General features: G+C 73.8%; 15 protein-coding genes. 8 read left to right on the top strand and 7 right to left on the bottom strand.

From position 1 onward, the window contains the following. The first annotated feature begins 25 nt into the window (after nucleotides 1–25). A complete protein-coding gene (locus EES41_RS07925) occupies nucleotides 26–1198 on the top strand; it encodes an acyl-CoA dehydrogenase family protein (RefSeq protein ID WP_123076853.1) in 1173 nt (390 codons plus the stop codon). A gap of 269 nt (nucleotides 1199–1467) precedes the next feature. On the opposite strand, the gene EES41_RS07920 is transcribed toward EES41_RS07925, so the two are convergent. Then, complete coding sequence (locus EES41_RS07920) at nucleotides 1468–1695, bottom strand: hypothetical protein (RefSeq protein WP_123082339.1); 228 nt, start codon at nucleotides 1693–1695, stop codon at nucleotides 1468–1470. Nucleotides 1696–2417: 722 nt separating this feature from the next. On the opposite strand from EES41_RS07920, the gene EES41_RS07915 reads away from it, so the two are divergent. Together EES41_RS07915 and EES41_RS07910 are read left to right on the top strand one after the other, a co-directional pair. Continuing rightward, nucleotides 2418–3551 (top strand): hypothetical protein, encoded by a 1134-nt coding sequence (locus tag EES41_RS07915; protein WP_123076851.1) that lies wholly within the window; start codon nucleotides 2418–2420, stop codon nucleotides 3549–3551. Between the two features lie 65 nt (nucleotides 3552–3616). Further along, on the top strand, nucleotides 3617–4723 hold the full coding sequence (locus EES41_RS07910) for a phosphotransferase family protein (protein WP_123076849.1): 1107 nt from the start codon (nucleotides 3617–3619) through the stop codon (nucleotides 4721–4723). 25 nt (nucleotides 4724–4748) lie between these two features. Here the strand turns inward: EES41_RS07910 and EES41_RS07905 are convergent, their stop codons facing one another. Beyond that, nucleotides 4749–5195: a hypothetical protein gene (locus tag EES41_RS07905; protein WP_123076847.1), complete on the bottom strand. Its 447-nt coding sequence runs from the start codon at nucleotides 5193–5195 to the stop codon at nucleotides 4749–4751. A 219-nt stretch (nucleotides 5196–5414) separates the two neighbouring features. On the opposite strand from EES41_RS07905, the gene EES41_RS07900 reads away from it, so the two are divergent. The 4 genes from EES41_RS07900 (at nucleotide 5415) to fxsA (ending at nucleotide 9348) form a co-directional block, all read left to right on the top strand. Then, the gene (locus EES41_RS07900) at nucleotides 5415–5855 is read left to right on the top strand and encodes an Lrp/AsnC family transcriptional regulator (RefSeq protein ID WP_030240692.1); all 441 of its coding nucleotides are present in this window, start codon (nucleotides 5415–5417) and stop codon (nucleotides 5853–5855) included. Between the two features lie 68 nt (nucleotides 5856–5923). Further along, the gene (locus tag EES41_RS07895) at nucleotides 5924–7558 is read left to right on the top strand and encodes an amidohydrolase (protein WP_123076845.1); all 1635 of its coding nucleotides are present in this window, start codon (nucleotides 5924–5926) and stop codon (nucleotides 7556–7558) included. Between the two features lie 270 nt (nucleotides 7559–7828). Then, nucleotides 7829–8689: a polyprenol monophosphomannose synthase gene (locus tag EES41_RS07890; RefSeq protein WP_123076843.1), complete on the top strand. Its 861-nt coding sequence runs from the start codon at nucleotides 7829–7831 to the stop codon at nucleotides 8687–8689. 80 nt (nucleotides 8690–8769) lie between these two features. Beyond that, nucleotides 8770–9348, top strand: coding sequence for an FxsA family membrane protein (gene fxsA, locus EES41_RS07885; RefSeq protein ID WP_123076841.1), 579 nt, complete (start codon nucleotides 8770–8772; stop codon nucleotides 9346–9348). A 102-nt stretch (nucleotides 9349–9450) separates the two neighbouring features. Here fxsA and EES41_RS07880 read toward each other — a convergent pair whose 3' ends face one another. The 3 genes from EES41_RS07880 to EES41_RS07870 form a co-directional block, all read right to left on the bottom strand. After that, the gene (locus tag EES41_RS07880) at nucleotides 9451–9825 is read right to left on the bottom strand and encodes an RNA polymerase-binding protein RbpA (protein ID WP_007262928.1); all 375 of its coding nucleotides are present in this window, start codon (nucleotides 9823–9825) and stop codon (nucleotides 9451–9453) included. Between the two features lie 323 nt (nucleotides 9826–10148). Next, nucleotides 10149–11516, bottom strand: coding sequence for an MFS transporter (locus tag EES41_RS07875; RefSeq protein ID WP_123076839.1), 1368 nt, complete (start codon nucleotides 11514–11516; stop codon nucleotides 10149–10151). A gap of 71 nt (nucleotides 11517–11587) precedes the next feature. Continuing rightward, nucleotides 11588–12358 carry a glycerophosphodiester phosphodiesterase gene (locus tag EES41_RS07870; protein ID WP_123076837.1) on the bottom strand — a complete coding sequence of 257 codons (771 nt, stop codon included), beginning with the start codon at nucleotides 12356–12358 and terminating at the stop codon, nucleotides 11588–11590. 182 nt (nucleotides 12359–12540) lie between these two features. On the opposite strand from EES41_RS07870, the gene EES41_RS07865 reads away from it, so the two are divergent. Then, a complete protein-coding gene (locus EES41_RS07865) occupies nucleotides 12541–14043 on the top strand; it encodes a PLP-dependent aminotransferase family protein (RefSeq protein WP_123076835.1) in 1503 nt (500 codons plus the stop codon). 35 nt (nucleotides 14044–14078) lie between these two features. Here EES41_RS07865 and EES41_RS07860 read toward each other — a convergent pair whose 3' ends face one another. After that, nucleotides 14079–15710 carry an ATP-binding protein gene (locus EES41_RS07860; RefSeq protein WP_123076833.1) on the bottom strand — a complete coding sequence of 544 codons (1632 nt, stop codon included), beginning with the start codon at nucleotides 15708–15710 and terminating at the stop codon, nucleotides 14079–14081. Between the two features lie 79 nt (nucleotides 15711–15789). Continuing rightward, nucleotides 15790–15984, bottom strand: coding sequence for a hypothetical protein (locus EES41_RS07855; protein ID WP_008743136.1), 195 nt, complete (start codon nucleotides 15982–15984; stop codon nucleotides 15790–15792). Nucleotides 15985–15990 lie beyond the last annotated feature (6 nt).

The raw sequence follows: 15990 nt of genomic DNA, 5'->3' as shown, positions 1-15990 counted from the left end.
CCCGACCAGGGAGGAGAGCGCCGCCATGACAGACCGCGCCCCGCAGCCGGTGGACCGTCAGCTGCCCACCGAGGAGTCCCGGGACCTCCTCGCCCTCGTACGCGAGATCGCCCAGCGGGAGATCCGTCCAAGGGCCGCCGAGGAGGAGGACTCCGGGCGTTTCCCCCGCGAGGTCTTCACCCTGCTCTCCGAGGCCGGGCTGCTCGGTCTTCCGTACGACGGCCGGTTCGGCGGCGGTGAGCAGCCGTACGAGGTCTACCTCCAGGTCCTGGAGGAACTCGCGGCGGCCCGGCTGACCGTCGGCCTCGGCGTCAGCGTGCACTCGCTGGCCTGCCACGGCCTGGCCGGCTACGGCTCCAAGGAGCAGCAGTCCGCCCACCTGCCCGAGATGCTCGGCGGCGGGCTGCTCGGCGCGTACTGCCTGTCCGAGCCGGCCGCCGGTTCCGACGCGGCCTCGCTGACCACCAAGGCGGTGCGCGAGGGCGACGAGTGGGTCATCACCGGCACCAAGGCCTGGATCACCCACGGCGGCGTCGCCGACTTCTACACCGTGCTGGCCCGCACCGGCGCGCCGGGCCCGAAGGGCATCACGGCGTTCCTGGTCCCGGGCGACGTGGAGGGCCTGACGGCGGCCGTCCCCGAGAAGAAGATGGGCATGAAGGGCTCGCCCACCGCCCAGCTGCACTTCGACGGGGTCCGCGTCCCGGACTCGCGCCGCATCGGCGAGGAGGGCCAGGGCTTCACCATCGCGCTGGCCGCGCTGGACGCCGGCCGCCTCGGCATCGCGGCCTGCGCCGTGGGCGTCGCCCAGGCGGCACTGGACGAGGCCGTGACCTACGCGCTGGACCGCAAGCAGTTCGGCCACCCCATCGCGGACTTCCAGGGCCTGCGGTTCATGCTGGCCGACATGGCGACGAAGATCGAGGCGGGCCGCGCGCTGTACCTCGCGGCGGCGCGGCTGCGGGACGCGGGCAAGCCGTTCTCCCGGCAGGCGGCGATGGCCAAGCTGTTCTGTACGGACGCGGCGATGGCCGTCACGACGGACGCGGTCCAGATCCTCGGAGGCTACGGCTACACGGCGGACTTCCCGGTGGAGCGGCTGATGCGGGAGGCGAAGGTGCTCCAGATCGTGGAGGGCACCAACCAGATCCAGCGCATGGTCATCGCCCGCCACCTGGCGGGCCCCGAAACCCGCTGACCGGGGCCGCCCGCGCCGCTCCCGGAGCGCACCCCGGACCCCGCCCCGCGCGGCGGCACCCGGGGCGCGGCGGCCGCGTGGCGGCCACGAGCCGCGCTTCGGCGGGTGCCGTGCGCTGGCCGTGAGCCGAGCGTTGGCGGGTGCTGAGCGTCGGCCACGTGTCACGCGTTGGCGGGTGCCGCGCGTCGGCCACGAGCCGCGCTTCGGCGGGTGCCGCGCGTCGGTCACGTGTCGCGCTTCGGCGCGTGCCGCGCTCGGCGCGGGGGCGGTCAGCCGCCGAAGAGCGGGCCGCTCGGCCAGATCGGCGAGGAGAGGACCCGGGTCCACTCCGGGTCGCCCTGCCCCGGCAGGGTCCGGCCGTCGTCGGACCAGCGGGCCAGCAGGTCACGGTAGATGGGCGGATCGGGGTGCCGATGCTGAACCGATTCTTCGTAGCCGGGCGGCGTCGGCCGCCGACGGCGCCCCGTCCGTGGCGTGGCAGTCTCAAGCGTCGTCATACCGGGCCAACGCGCCACCGCACCCCCGGTAACCGCCCCCACCCCGCGCCCATCCGTTCGACGTGTCCCCACCCCTCCCGCCGGCGCCCGACGAGCCGTTGACCTTGCCGCCGACGGCAGGGCTCCACCGCCGAGGGCGCCGACGTGGTCGCGATCGGGCGGCAGGGCAGCGGCCGTGCACCGCTGTCGGCCGCCTTCCCCGCCGAAGGGGAGCTCGACGGCCGGATGGACGTGCCGGTCGGCACCGCCGGCATCGTGCGCCGCGGCGCCCTCGGAGCGCTGAGCCCGGAGCCGTGTGCGGGCCGGCTCGCCACGAACCTCGTCGCCCCGCCCCGCCGGCCGCCGCGGCGCCCTCGGAGCGCTGAGCCCGGAGCCGTGTGCGGGCCGGCCCTCCTCGCCCCCGCCCCGCCGGCCGCCGCGGCGCCCTCGGAGCGCTGGGCCCGGAGCTGCTCGCGGACCAGCTCGCCACGAACCTCGTCGCCCGCGCCCTGCCGGCTCGCCGCGAACCTCCTCGGGGTCAGGGGCCAGGGGCCTGCCGGTGGCGCGGGAGCGGGCCGCCCGGCCCGGCGCGCCCGGCGCCACCCCCCCCGTAACCCCGCGGCCAGCGGAGCGGCATGGAATGACGGGGTGTCAGTGCGTGCCAGGACTATGGCCCCCGGCACGGTTTCTGACGTACCGTCATATTCGCCGTTCCGCCTGACCCCGTGCCCAGGAGGTTTGCCGTGCCCGCGGACCGCCCCGTACCGCTCGACGAATACCCCATCCACCAGGCCCCGTTGTCGATGCGCCACCTCGTCAGCGGCGACCGGAACGCCTACGACCGCTGCATCTTCCACGTCTTCGACCACGCCGGCCGGGCCGTCCTCATCCTCGGCCTCGGCGTCTACCCCAACGCCGGGGTCATCGACGCCTACGCCACCCTCCGCGTCGGTGACGAACTCCTCGCCGTCCGCGCCTCCGACGCCCTCTCCGACGACCGCATGAACCTCTCCGTCGGCCCGCTCCGGATCATCGTCGACGAACCCCTCAAGCGGATCACCCTCCAGTGCGAGGCCGACCCCGCCGACCCGCAAGGGCTCTCCTACGACGTCACCTGGACCGCCGAGTTCCCCGCCGTCTGGGAGCCCCACCACGTCCAGCGCCGCGGCGACCGCCTCATGCTGGAAGGCCGCCGGTTCGTCCAGGCCGGCCACGTCACCGGCACCCTCCGCGCCAAGGGCGAGGAGTACGCCCTCACCCCCCACGAGTGGACCGGCACCCGCGACCGCAGCTGGGGCGTGCGCCCCCTCCCCGGCGAGGACGGCGGCCGCGCCGCCGAGGAGTACCGCCCCGAGGGCTTCCACTGGCTCTGGATCCCCGTCCGCTTCGAGGACCGGTTCCTCATGGTCATCACCCAGGAGGACGCCGACGGCCACCGCACCCTCAGCGAAGCCGTCCAGGTCTTCCCCGAGGGCGAGGGCCGCGGCGACGTCCAGCTCGGCTGGCCCCACACCGAGATCCGCTACCGCCCCGGCACCCGCCACCCCGAGAGCGCCGTCGTGCACCTCACCGATCCGGCCCGCAAACCCCTCGAACTCGGCGTGGAGATCCTGGCCTCCTCCCCGCTCGCCGTCGGCGCCGGCTACCCGCCCGCCGCCGACTGGCAGCACGGCACCTGGCAGGGCCGCGGCTGGACCGACCGCCGCGTCTACGACCTCTGCGACCCCGCCGCCCACCCCACGGCCGCCTTCGGGGTCACCGACCACTGCGCCCGCTTCACCCTCGACGGCCGGACCGGCTTCGGCATCTTCGAGCACGGCAGCTTCGGCCGCCACGACCCCAGCGGCTTCGCCGACTACGGCTCCGTCGCCCAGTGACCCCCGCCGAAGGCGGCACGCGGCATCCCGTACGCGGGTACGCGGCAGGACAGGAAGGGCATCCCATGACGGCCGCGGCATCCGCACCACGTCCCCGCACCACCACCCGCGAGCCCGGGGAACTCGGCCGGCGCCTCGCCGACTGGCTCGACACCCGGCTGCCCGGCGCGAAGGTCACCGGCGCCCGGGTCCCCGGCTCCAACGGCATGTCCAGCGAGACCCTGCTCTTCGACCTCGAACACCCCGACGCCCCGGTCCGCGCCTGCGCACTGCGCCTCGCCGCCGACCCGGCCGCCTACACCGTGTTCCCCACGTACGACATGCCCCGCCAGCACCGTGTGATGAGTCTGGTCGCCGAGCACACCGACCTGCCCGTCCCGCGCGTGCTGTGGCTGGAAGAGGACCCCCGCCCGCTCGGCGCCCCCTTCTTCGTCATGGCCCGCGCCGAAGGCCGCGTACCGCCCGACGTCATGCCCTACACCTACGAGGGCAACTGGCTGCACGCCGCGACCGACGCCGAGCGCGCCGTGCTCCAGGAGGCGAGCATCTCCCTGCTCGCCCGCCTGCACGACCAGTTCCCCGCCAAGGAGGCCGAGTTCCTGCTCCCGCCGGGGCCGGGAAGCCCGCTGCGCCGTCATGTCGACGCCCAACGCGCCTACTACGACTGGGTGGTGGCCGGTCTCGCGCCGTCCCCGCTACTGGAGCGGGCCTTCCGCAGGCTGGAGGAACTCTGGCCCGCCGACGAGGGCCCCGCCGTTCTCAACTGGGGTGACGCCCGCATCGGCAACGTCGTCTACGAGCCCGACGGCTTCGCCCCCGTGGCCGTCCTCGACTGGGAGATGGCGGCCCTCGCCCCGCGCGAGGTGGACCTCGGCTGGACCGTCTACCTGCACCGCTTCTTCCAGGACCTGACGGTGAGTTTCGGCCAGACCGGCCTGCCCGACTTCCTGCGCCGCGAGGACCTGGAGCGGCGCTACGCCGACCTCACCGGACACACCCCGCGCGCCATGGAGTTCCACACCCTGTACGCCGCGCTGCGGCACGGCATCGTGATGCTGCGCATCGCCTACCGGCAGGCGCACTTCGGGGAGGTCGAGATCCCCGCCGACCCGGACGGCCTGATCCTGCACCACGCCGGCCTCGCCGCCATGGTGCAGGGCACGTACTGGTGAACCCGGCCCGGTGACCCCGGCCGGCTCAGGCCGCCTGCGCGTGCTGCCGCATCTGCGGCGGCAGCGCCGCCGCCGGCACCCGCACGGGACGCGAGCCCGGGCCGCCGACGTGCGAGAACGGCTGCGTCCGCCAGTCCAGCCCCTGCGGCAGGGTCAGCAGCACGACGGGCTCCAGCTCCTGCGCGTCGCCCTCGCCGTGCAGCGTGCCCACGGCCGCCAGCGCGTCGGAGACCGGCCGGCCCGTACCCGCGCACACCGTGAGCCCGAACGGGTTCCACGGGCTCAGGCAGAGCGCGTGCTGCGGGAGGTGCTCCTCGTCCGCCACGAGCGCGATCGACTGGCCGCAGTCGGGGCAGATCGCGTGGTGGATCTCGAAGCCCTCGGCGTCTTCGAGGTAGTCGTCGTCCTCGGAGCCGACGAGGAGTTCGAGGGGCTCCGGTTCGGTGCGACCGGCGCGCTTGGTGTTCAGCATGGATGTACTCCCCCTTGGGTGGGCCGGGCGGGCAGGTTCTTCGGCCACGGCCACAGCAAGCACTTCCCGTAGCCCGGCACGAGTAACCAACAACGGACCGGCATACGCCCTCTCACTCCTGTGGCCTTGGTCACATGCCCGGCGCAGGTGCCGGTTCATCCATGGACACCGCTGGGCGAGGAGCGGTGTTGGGCCGTAGGTTGTGCGGCTATGAGCGCAATGGAGGAGCTGGACCGCCAGATCGTAGACCTGCTCGTGCGGGACGGGCGGATGAGCTACACGGATCTGGGCAAGGCCACGGGACTGTCCACGTCGGCGGTCCACCAGCGGGTACGCCGCCTGGAGCAGCGCGGCGTGATCCGCGGCTACGCCGCCGTCGTCGACCCCGAGGCCGTCGGGCTGCCCCTGACCGCCTTCATCTCGGTCAAGCCCTTCGACCCGAGCGCCCCGGACGACATCGCCGAGCGACTCGCCGGCGTCCCGGAGATCGAGGCCTGCCACAGCGTCGCGGGCGACGAGAACTACATCCTCAAGGTCCGCGTCGCCACCCCGCTGGAGCTGGAGGACCTGCTCGGCCGGCTGCGCGCCCTCGCCCACGTCTCCACCCGCACCACCGTGGTCCTCTCCACCCCCTACGAGGCCCGGCCGCCCCGCGTGTGACCGCAGGGCGCCGCCCGCCCGGGGGGCCGCGGTCGGAGCGCCCGTACGGACCCGCGAGACTGGTCCGCATGACTGACCGCACCGCCGACTCCGCCACCGCCGCCGGAGCAACAGCACCGCACCGAACCGTCCTGCTGCGCCGCGGCGAAGTGCACAGCCCCGCCGACCCCTTCGCCACCGCGATGGTCGTCGAGCGCGGCCACATCGCCTGGGTGGGCTCCGAGGGCGCCGCCGACGCCTTCGTCCAGGGCGTCGACGAGGTCGTCGACCTCGACGGGGCGCTCGTCACCCCCGCCTTCACCGACGCCCACGTTCACACCACCTCCGCCGGCCTGGCCCTGACCGGGCTGGACCTCTCCACGGCCCGCTCCCTCACCGACGCCCTCGACCGGGTGCGCGCGTACGCCGACGCCCGCCCCGCCGACCGGGTGCTCCTCGGCCACGGCTGGGACGCCGCCCGCTGGCCCGAGCGGCGCGCCCCGCGCCGCGAGGAACTCGACCGGGCCACCGGCGGCCGCCCGCTCTACCTGAGCCGCATCGACGTGCACTCCGCCGTCGTCACCACCGCCCTGCTCGACCTCGTCCCCGGCGTCCGCACGCGCGACGACGAACCGCTGACCCGGGACGACCACCACGCCGTACGGGCCGCCGCACTCGACGCCGTCACCCCGGCCCAGCGCGCCGAGGCCCAGCGGGCCGCCCTGGACCGGGCCGCCTCCCTCGGCATCGGCTCCGTGCACGAGTGCGGCGGCCCCGGCATCTCCTCCGCCGAGGACTTCACCGCCCTCCTGGAGCTGGCGGCGAGCCGCCCCGGACCGCGCGTCTTCGGCTACTGGGCCGACCGCGACCTCGACCAGGTCAAGGCCCTCGGCGCGGTCGGCGCCGCCGGCGACCTCTTCGTGGACGGCGCCCTCGGCTCCCACACCGCCTGCCTGCACGCCCCGTACGCCGACGCCGGCCACACCGGCACCGGCTACCTCGACGCGCGGGCCGTCGCCGAACACATCGCCGCCTGTACGGAGGCGGGCCTCCAGGCCGGCTTCCACGCCATCGGCGACGCCGCCATCACCGCCGTCGTCGAGGGCGCCCGGGCGGCCGTCGCCAAGGTCGGCCTGGACCGCGTCCGCGCCGCCCGGCACCGCGTCGAGCACGCCGAGATGATGACCCCCGACACCATCGCCGCGTTCGCGGAACTCGGCCTCACCGCCTCCGTACAGCCCGCCTTCGACGCCGCCTGGGGCGGCGCGGACGGCATGTACGCGGACCGCCTCGGCGCCGACCGCGCCCGGACGCTCAACCCCTTCGCCGCCCTGCTCAAGGCCGGCGTGCCGCTCGCCTTCGGCTCCGACGCGCCCGTCACCCCGCTCGACCCGTGGGGCACCGTCCGCGCCGCCGCCTTCCACCGGACGCCCGAGCACCGGATCTCCGTACGGGCCGCGTTCACGGCCCACACCCGGGGCGGCTGGCGGGCGCTGGGCCGCGACGACGCGGGCGTCCTGGTGCCCGGCGCCCCCGCCGACTACGCCGTCTGGCAGACCGGGGCACTGGTGGTCCAGGCCCCCGACGACCGGGTCGCCCGCTGGTCCACCGACCCCCGTTCCGGCACCCCCGGACTGCCCGACCTGAGCCCCGGCCGGGATCTTCCGGTGTGCCTCGCCACGGTCGTGGGTGGCCGGGAGGCATTCGTACGCCCACAGGGGTGATCCGGCGGGCCCCGGTTCGGTACGGGCGGCCGGACCCGGATAGGTTCGGCCGGGTCCACCATCAGGACGTCCGTACCGGAAGGATCCGTGAGCTCAGCGCGCCCGCGCCTCGGGGGCGAGGGAAGGTTTCGCCGGGCGGCGGTGGCCCCGGATCGGAGCCCGGAGGTCCAGTAGACAACGGTCCCGGGGGCCCGCAGCCAGCGGGAACCGGACCGGCCCGAAGGACCGCGGGCTCCGATCGCTGTTCTAAAATCATCCTCCTGTGACGTGATGTCGGACGAGAACACACAAGGGGACCCAGTGAGCGACGGCGGACCACGGAGCTACGGCCCACTCGGCACGGCTCTGGTGATCATTCCGACCTACAACGAGGCCGAGAACATCGGGCTGATCGTCGGGCGCGTCCGCGCGGCGGTGCCCGCCGCCCACGTCCTGGTGGCCGACGACAACAGCCCCGACGGCACCGGGAAGCTCGCCGACGAACTGGCCGCCTCCGACGACCACGTCCACGTCCTGCACCGCAAGGGCAAGGAAGGCCTCGGCGCCGCCTACCTCGCGGGCTTCTCGTGGGCCCTGGAGCGCGACTACGGGGTCGTCGTCGAGATGGACGCCGACGGCTCCCACCAGCCGGAGGAGCTGCCCCGGCTGCTCACCGCCCTCGCCGGCGCCGACCTCGTGCTCGGCTCCCGCTGGGTCCCCGGCGGCCGGGTCGTCAACTGGCCCAAGAGCCGCGAGGTGCTCTCGCGCGGCGGCTCCACGTACTCGCGGCTGCTCCTGGACGTCCCGATCCGGGACGTGACCGGCGGCTACCGCGCCTTCCGCCGCGAGACCCTGGAGGGCCTGGGCCTGGAGGACGTGGCCTCGGCGGGCTACTGCTTCCAGGTGGACCTGGCCCGCCGGGCGGTGCGCCAGGGCTTCCACGTGGTGGAGGTGCCCATCACGTTCGTCGAGCGCGAGTTCGGCGACAGCAAGATGAGCAAGGACATCGTCGTCGAGGCGCTCTGGCGGGTCACCCAGTGGGGCCTGAAGGCTCGTACCGCCAAGCTGACGGACCTGGCCCTCGGCAAGACGGATCCGAAGGCCGAGACGAAGGCCGAGACGGAGCCCAAGACGGAGCCCAAGGAGGGCTGACCCCGCCCGGGGGCCCCTAGGGGATGTCCGGTACCTCCGACTGAGGCCGCTTTTACACCGACCCAGGCACACTGGACGGTATGACGACCGGCATCTCGACGGCCCCCCGACGGCGCTCGCCCGTCCGTACGTTCCTCCCCCTGGCGGTAGCCGCCTGGCTGATCCTGGAGATCTGGCTGCTCAGCCTGGTCGCGAGCCAGGCCGGCGGGCTGGCCGTCGCCGCGCTGCTCGCGGGCGGGATGGTGCTGGGCGTGGTGGTCATCAAGCGCGCCGGGCGGCGTGCCTTCAAGAACCTGACGGAAACCTTCCAGCAGGCTCAGCAGGGCGTGCCGCCCACGCCGCAGCAGCCGGGCGGCGGCAACGGGCTCACGATGCTGGCCGGCCTGCTCCTGATCATGCCGGGCCTGCTGTCCGATGTCGCGGGGCTGCTCCTGCTGCTCCCGCCCGTCCGCGCCCTGGTCGGCCGCCGGGCCGCGCGCTCCCTGGAGCGCAAGATGGCCGCGGCGCCCGCCGGGTCCTTCGGGGACGCCTTCCAGCAGGCCCGCATTCACTACCCGGACGGCAAGGTGGTTCCGGGTGAGGTCATCCCGGGCGAGGTCATCCGTGAGGACCGGCAGCAGGGCCCCGACACCGGGTACCGGCCGCCGCTGACCCCCTGACCGGCGTAGGGCGCGAACGGCGCGGCGAAAGACCGAGGGGCCCCCACCACATCAGATGTGGTGGGGGCCCCTCGGCTTTGTCGCTCGTGCTCAGTCCGGCTGTCAGGCGGACTTGCGGCTGTCCCGCGGATGCACGGCAATGTTCATGGCGCCGGAACGAAGGACCGCCAGCCTCTCGGCCAGCACCTCCTCCAACTCCTCGCGGGTGCGTCGCTCCATGAGCATGTCCCAGTGCGTTCGCGCAGGCTTGCCCTTCTTCTCTTCGGGCCCGTCCCCGTCCACCAGGAGTGCCATGGCGCCGCACGCCTTGCACTCCCACTCCGGCGGAATTTCTGCCTCAACCGAGAACGGCATCTCAAATCGATGTCCGTTCTGGCATGCGTACTCCACCGCCTGGCGCGGGGCCAGATCGATGCCGCGGTCCGTCTCGTAGCTGGTAACCACGAGCCGCGTACCGCGGAGAGCTCGCTCACTCATGAATCGTGCCTCCCGGGCTTGTCGCCCACAGGACAGGTGTCGCTGTCGTCGTCATCCGGTCAACGTCCGGTCGGCGGTATAGATTCCCGCTCCGGGTCATGCGTCGCCCGTCGTGCCGCCCCTTGTTGTACCCACCAATGCCCGTTTTGTCACATCTGGCAGCAGATGTCACCCAACGTCTTCACTTCTTTAGCGCGCAGTAACGGTCCGCCTGGCAGGTCAAAGGCGTACACTACCGGCCCTTGGCTTCAACGTCGAAATCCGTTCGGAATTCGCCAGAGAATTCGGTCACACCGTCACTCCCGCATACCCTCGGATCCCTCTCAGATCCGCTCGGGAACAGGATTCCCCGCCGCCCGCACCGCGCGCCGCACCGGCACCCTGGCGAGGAGCACGAAACCCAGTGCGAAGAAGAACACCAACGAGATGATCGCGTCCCGGTAGCTGCCCGTGACCTGATAGGTCAGGCCGAACACCAACGGCCCCACCCAGCTCAGCCCGCGGTCGCTCATCTCGTACGCGGAGAAGTACTCGGCCTCCTTGCCCGCCGGCACCAGATGAGAGAACAGCGAGCGCGACAGCGCCTGGCTGCCGCCCAGCACCAGCCCGATCATCGCCGCGAGCGCGAAGAACCACACCGGCGTCCGGGCCGGCAGGAAGTAGCCCGCCGCCAGCGTCAGCCCCCACGCGGCCAGCGACCCCAGGATCGTCCGCTTGGCGCCGTACACCCGCGCCAGCCGCCCCATCCCCAGCGCCCCGACCACCGCCAGGACCTGCACCAGCAGCACCGCCACGATCAGCGTGGACTGCTCCAGCTCCAGCTCCTCCGAGCCGTAGACCGAGGCCTGGGAGATCACCGTCTGCACGCCGTCGTTGTAGATCAGGTAGGCGAGCAGGAACGACAGGGTCAGCGGATAGCGCCGCATGTCCTTCAGCGTCGCGACGAGCTGGCGCCACCTGCTGACCGCCGGCCCCGCCCCCGGCTCCCGCACGACCGCCCGGTCCCGCAGCCGGCGCAGCGGGATCAGCGCGAAGGCCCCCCACCACAGGCCCGCCGAGGCCAGGCAGATCCGCACCGCCACGCCCTCGGAGATGCCGAAGGAGTCGTGCCCCTGGTAGAGGACGAGGTTCAGCAGGAGGACGAGCGCGCCCGAGGTGTACCCGAAGGCCCAGCCCCGCGAGGAGACGGTGTCCCGCTCGTCGGGCGTCGAGATCTGCGGCAGGAAGGCGTTGTAGAGCACCATCGACACCGCCAGCGCCGCGTTCGCCACGATCAGCAGCAGCCCGCCCAGCAGATAGCGGTCGCCGTCCAGGAAGAACATCCCGGCCGTCGCCGCCGCACCCGTGTACGCCGTCACCGCCAGCAGCGGCTTCTTGCGCCCGGTGCGGTCCGCGACCGCCCCCACCAGCGGCATGATCAGCACGGCCACGATCACCGAGACCGACACCGTGTACGCGAAGTACGACCCGGCCCGGACCGGAATGCCCAGCGGGTGGACGTACCCCTCGGAGTCCGCGGCGGCCTTCGCCACCGCCGTCAGGTACGGCCCCAGGAACACGGTGAGCACGCTCGTCGAGTAGACCGAGCACGCGAAGTCGTAGAAGTACCAGCCGTGCTGTTCGCGCTTGCGCGCCGCGGCGCCGGCTCTGCCGTCCTCGGCCCCCGGTTCCGCTTCTTCCGTCGTGCGCACACTCACCTGGTGTCCCCTCGCTGGTCCCCGCCACCGCCCCGACGCCGGGCCGCGGGCGGGCGCGGGCGTCGTCAGGCCCAGGCCCCGCGCTGCTCCAGCACCGTGCGCAGGATGTCGATCCGGTCGGTCATGATGCCATCGACACCCAGATCGAGCAGCGCCCGCATGCGTTCCGGTTCGTTCACGGTCCAGACGTGCACCTGGAGTCCCCGCGCGTGCGCGGTGCGTACGAAGCGCTCGTCGACCACCCGGACGCCGCCCTGGGTCTCCGGAACCTGCGCCGCCACCGCCCCCACCCGCAGCGCGAACGGGATCGCCAGCGAGCGCAGCCGCAGGCCCAGCACCCCGCGCACCCCGTACGAGGTCGCCAACCGGGGGCCGGCGATCTTCTGCGCCCGGGCCACCCGGCCCTCCGAGAACGAGCCCACGCAGACCCGGTCCCAGACGCCGGCCCGCGCGATCAGGTTGACGAGGGGGTGTACCGCCGACTCCGCCTTGACGTCGATGTTCCAGCGGGAGTCCGGGAACTCCTCCAGGAGCTCCTCCAGCAGCGGCAGCGGCTCGCTGCCGCCGACCCTGGCCTCCCGCAGCCGGCTCCAGGGCAGCTCGGAGATCCGGCCCCGCAGGTCCGTGACCCGGTCCAGGGTGGAGTCGTGGAAGGCGACCAGCTTCCCGTCCAGCGTGGCGTGCACGTCGGTCTCGAAGTACCGGTAGCCCGCGTCGGCCGCGCGGCGGAACGCGGCGGTGGTGTTCTCCAGCCCGTCGGCGGCCCCGCCGCGGTGCGCGAAGGGGATCGGACCCGAGTGGTCCAGATACGGGTGGCGAGGGGGTCGTTGCGTCACGGCGGCAGTATGCCCCCTGCGCGGCACCCCGCCCGAACGACCCCTCGGTCGGTTCCGTGCCGATCCGGCCGGGCCCTGGCCCCGCAGGATCCACGCGTGACAGTCTGGGCTACGGAAGCAATCCAATACCGGTCGCACCTGGGGCCGGTCGGGGCCAATTCGACGAAGGTGGACCGGACAGCATGGCTCAGTGGACCTCGGCGGTCGGTGCCGCACAGCTCGCCCGCCTCATCGGCTCCCAGCAGCGGCCGACCGCCGTGGCCGGCGCCCGCAAGCCGCCCGCGTACCGCACCCTCGCCGACGGCATCCGGCTGCTCGTCCTCGAAGGCCGCGTCCCCGTCGCCGCCCGGCTGCCCGCCGAGCGGGAACTCGCCGTCGCCCTCGGCCTCAGCCGCACCACCGTCGCCGCCGCCTACGAGGCGCTGCGCGGCGAGGGGTTCCTGGAATCCCGCCGGGGCGCCGGCAGCTGGACCTCCGTACCCGCGGGGAACCCGCTGCCCGCGCGCGGCCTGGAACCCCTGCCGCCCGAGTCCCTCGGCTCCATGATCGACCTGGGCTGCGCAGCCCTCCCGGCCCCCGAGCCCTGGCTCACCAAGGCCGTCCAAGGCGCCCTGGAGGAACTCCCGCCGTACGCGCACACCCACGGGGACTACCCGGCCGGGCTGCCCGCGCTGCGCCGGATGCTCGCCGACCGCTACACCGAGCGCGGCATCCCGACCATGCCCGAGCAGATCATGGTCACCACCGGCGCGATGGGCGCGATCGACGCCATCTGCAGCCTCTTCGCCGGGCGCGGGGAGCGGATCGCCGTCGAATCCCCCTCCTACGCCAACATCCTCCAGCTGATGCGCGCCGCCGGCGTCCGCCTCGTACCGGTCGCCATGGGCGACGGGCTCGGCGGCTGGGACATGACCGTGTGGCGGCAGGTGCTGCGCGACGCCGCGCCCCGCCTCGCGTACGTCGTCGCCGACTTCCACAACCCGACGGGCGCCCTGGCCTCCGAGGACCAGCGCCGCGCGATGGTCGAGGCCGCCCGCTCGGCCGGCACCGTACTCGTCGTGGACGAGACCATGGCCGAACTCAAGCTGGATCCGGACGTGGCCATGCCGCGCCGGGTGTGCTCCTTCGATCCGGCCGGGTCGACCGTGATCACCGTCGGGTCCGCCAGCAAGGCCTTCTGGGCCGGGATGCGGATCGGCTGGGTCCGCGCCGCTCCCGACGTCATCCGGAGCCTGGTCGCCGCGCGCGCCTACGCCGACCTGGGCACTCCGGTGCTGGAACAGCTCGCGGTGAACTGGCTGATGCGGACCGGGGGCTGGGAGGAGGCCGTCGGGATCCGGCGGGACCAGGCCCGCGAGAACCGGGACGCGCTGGTCGCGGCCGTCCGCCGGGAACTGCCGGACTGGGAGTTCGAGGTGCCGCGGGGCGGGCTGACCCTGTGGGCCCGCGCGGGCGGGCTGTCCGGCTCGCGGCTGGCCGAGGTGGGGGAGCGGGTCGGCGTACGGGTCCCCTCGGGCCCCCGGTTCGGCGTGGACGGGGCGTTCGAGGGGTACGTCCGGCTCCCGTTCACCGTCGGCGGCCCCGTGGCCGAGGAGGCCGCCGCCCGGCTCGCGGCGGCGGCCCGACTGGTCGGCACGGGCGCGGGCGGCAGCGGAGCCGAGCCGCCGCGCACCTTCGTGGCGTAGCGGCCCCGCCGGACCGGGCCCTCGGGCGCGGGCCCTCAGGGCGTCTCGGCGGGCACCTCGGGGATCTCCGGGGCGTCGATCGCCGGGGCCTGCGCCTGGGCGGGGGGCTGGTGCCCCTGGAGCGGCTTGCCCAGCGTGAGGTGGTGACCGGCCACGGCCGGCTTGCGGGCGGGCAGCAGCTCCAGGACCGCCTGGCGGTGCGCCGCGTGCGTGGCGTCGTCGTACGGGTCCGGGGTGGCCGGGACCTGGAGCCGGTGCACCGGACCCGTGCCGAGCCGCGCGTACCCGCGGCCGGGCGGGACCTGCGCGGTCGGGGTGGTGTGCGGCGGCAGCCCCAGGACGTCGGCGGTCTGCTGGATCGCGGCGGGCCCGAGCACGATCCGCGCCCGGGTGTGCTGCCAGATGGCGTCGTTCAGCAGCTCCAGGTGGTCGAAGTGCTCGGCCACCACCACCGTGACGTGCGCGGCCCGGCCGTGCCGCAGCGGCACCTGGAGGCGGCCGAGCGGATCGGGGTGCCCCTCGGAGACGGCGAGGTGGGCCAGCACGCTCGGCTGGTCCAGCAGGATCCACAGCGGGCGCCGGATGTCCTCGGGCGCCGGCCGGCCGGCCTCGCGGGCCCGGTGGCCGGCGATCAGCCGCCGCTCGGTCTCGTGCGCGGCCCACTCCAGCGTGGCCAGCGCCCCCGTCGCGCCGCATTCCACGGCCAGGACGCCCGTACGGCCGGACAGGCAGGCGAACTCGCCGGTGTCGCCGCCCTCGACGATCAGTACGTCGCCCCCGTGCCGGAGGGCCTGGAGGGCGATGGAGCGCAGCAGGGTGGAGGTGCCGCTGCCGGGCTGGCCGACGGCCAGCAGGTGCGGCTCGGTGGAGCGCGGGCCGGTGCGCCAGATCACCGGCGGCACGTCGCGCGGCTCGTCGCCCTCCAGGACGGGCAGGGTGCGCCGCACGCTGCCGGCGTCGGTGAATCCGAGCACGGTCTCACCGGGGGAGGTGACGAACGGCTGGGCGGCGATGCCCGTCGGCAGCGCCGCCAGCACGCTCAGGTCGAGCTGGTTGCCCTCCTCGTCCCAGTCGAAGCGGTACTCCCGTCCGCGCCCGGACTTGGCGTGCAGCAGTGCCTCGATCCGGGCCCGTGAGGCAGCCTCGCCATCGGTGAAGTAGGCCGGGTAGCGGATGCGCAGCCGGGTGAGGCGGCCCGCCTCGTCGAACTCGTAGCCACTGAAGGCCTGGTCCCAGCTCCCGCCGTGGGCGAAGAGGGGGTTCGGGTCCTCGGGGATGGAGAAGTACGGCACGAGGGCTTCGTAGAGGGAGCCGAGCCGCTCGGTCTCGGCGTCGCTGGGACCGGTCTTCACCGGGGTGCGGGCCCGTCCCTGCCAGGCTGCCGCCGCCATGAGGGTGATCAGGGCGAGCAGCGGACCGTAGGGGACGAGCGCGACCACGAGGACGCAGGCCGCTCCCAGGAACAGCGCGGGACCGCGCTTGTCCTTGGGGGTCCCGGCCCACTTGCGCCGCCCGGCCGAGGCCAGGACGCGCAGGCCGCGTCCGATGACGAGGAGCGGATGGAGGACGTCCGTGGCACTGTCGGCGGCCGTGCGCGCGAAGTCGCGGCCCCGGGCCAGCGACGCGGTGCCGCTGATGAGGATGCGGGGAAGTGGGCGCCGGGCCACGGGCGTCTCCTGGAGTTGTCGGTGTGGCGGGTGCTTCGGGTGTGGCGTGGTGTCTCGGTACCACTCGCTCGGCGGTGGCCTAGAGCTTGATCCCGCCGAGCAGGCTCGCGAGGCTCGCGGTGCTCGCCGTGATGCTGGGGGCGATGGCGGAGCCGGCCAGGAAGAAGCCGAAGAGCGCGCACACGAACGCGTGCGACAGCTTCATCCCGTCCTTCTTGAAGAACAGGAAGCAGATGATGCCGAGTAGGACGACACCTGAGATCGACAAGACCATGGGAGG

It is taken from the genome of Streptomyces sp. ADI95-16, assembly GCF_003721495.1.
Taxonomy (GTDB): Bacteria; Actinomycetota; Actinomycetes; order Streptomycetales; family Streptomycetaceae; genus Streptomyces; species Streptomyces goshikiensis.
The sequence above is the reverse complement of the archived record's forward strand: the minus strand, read 5'-3'. Positions and strand labels throughout refer to the sequence as shown.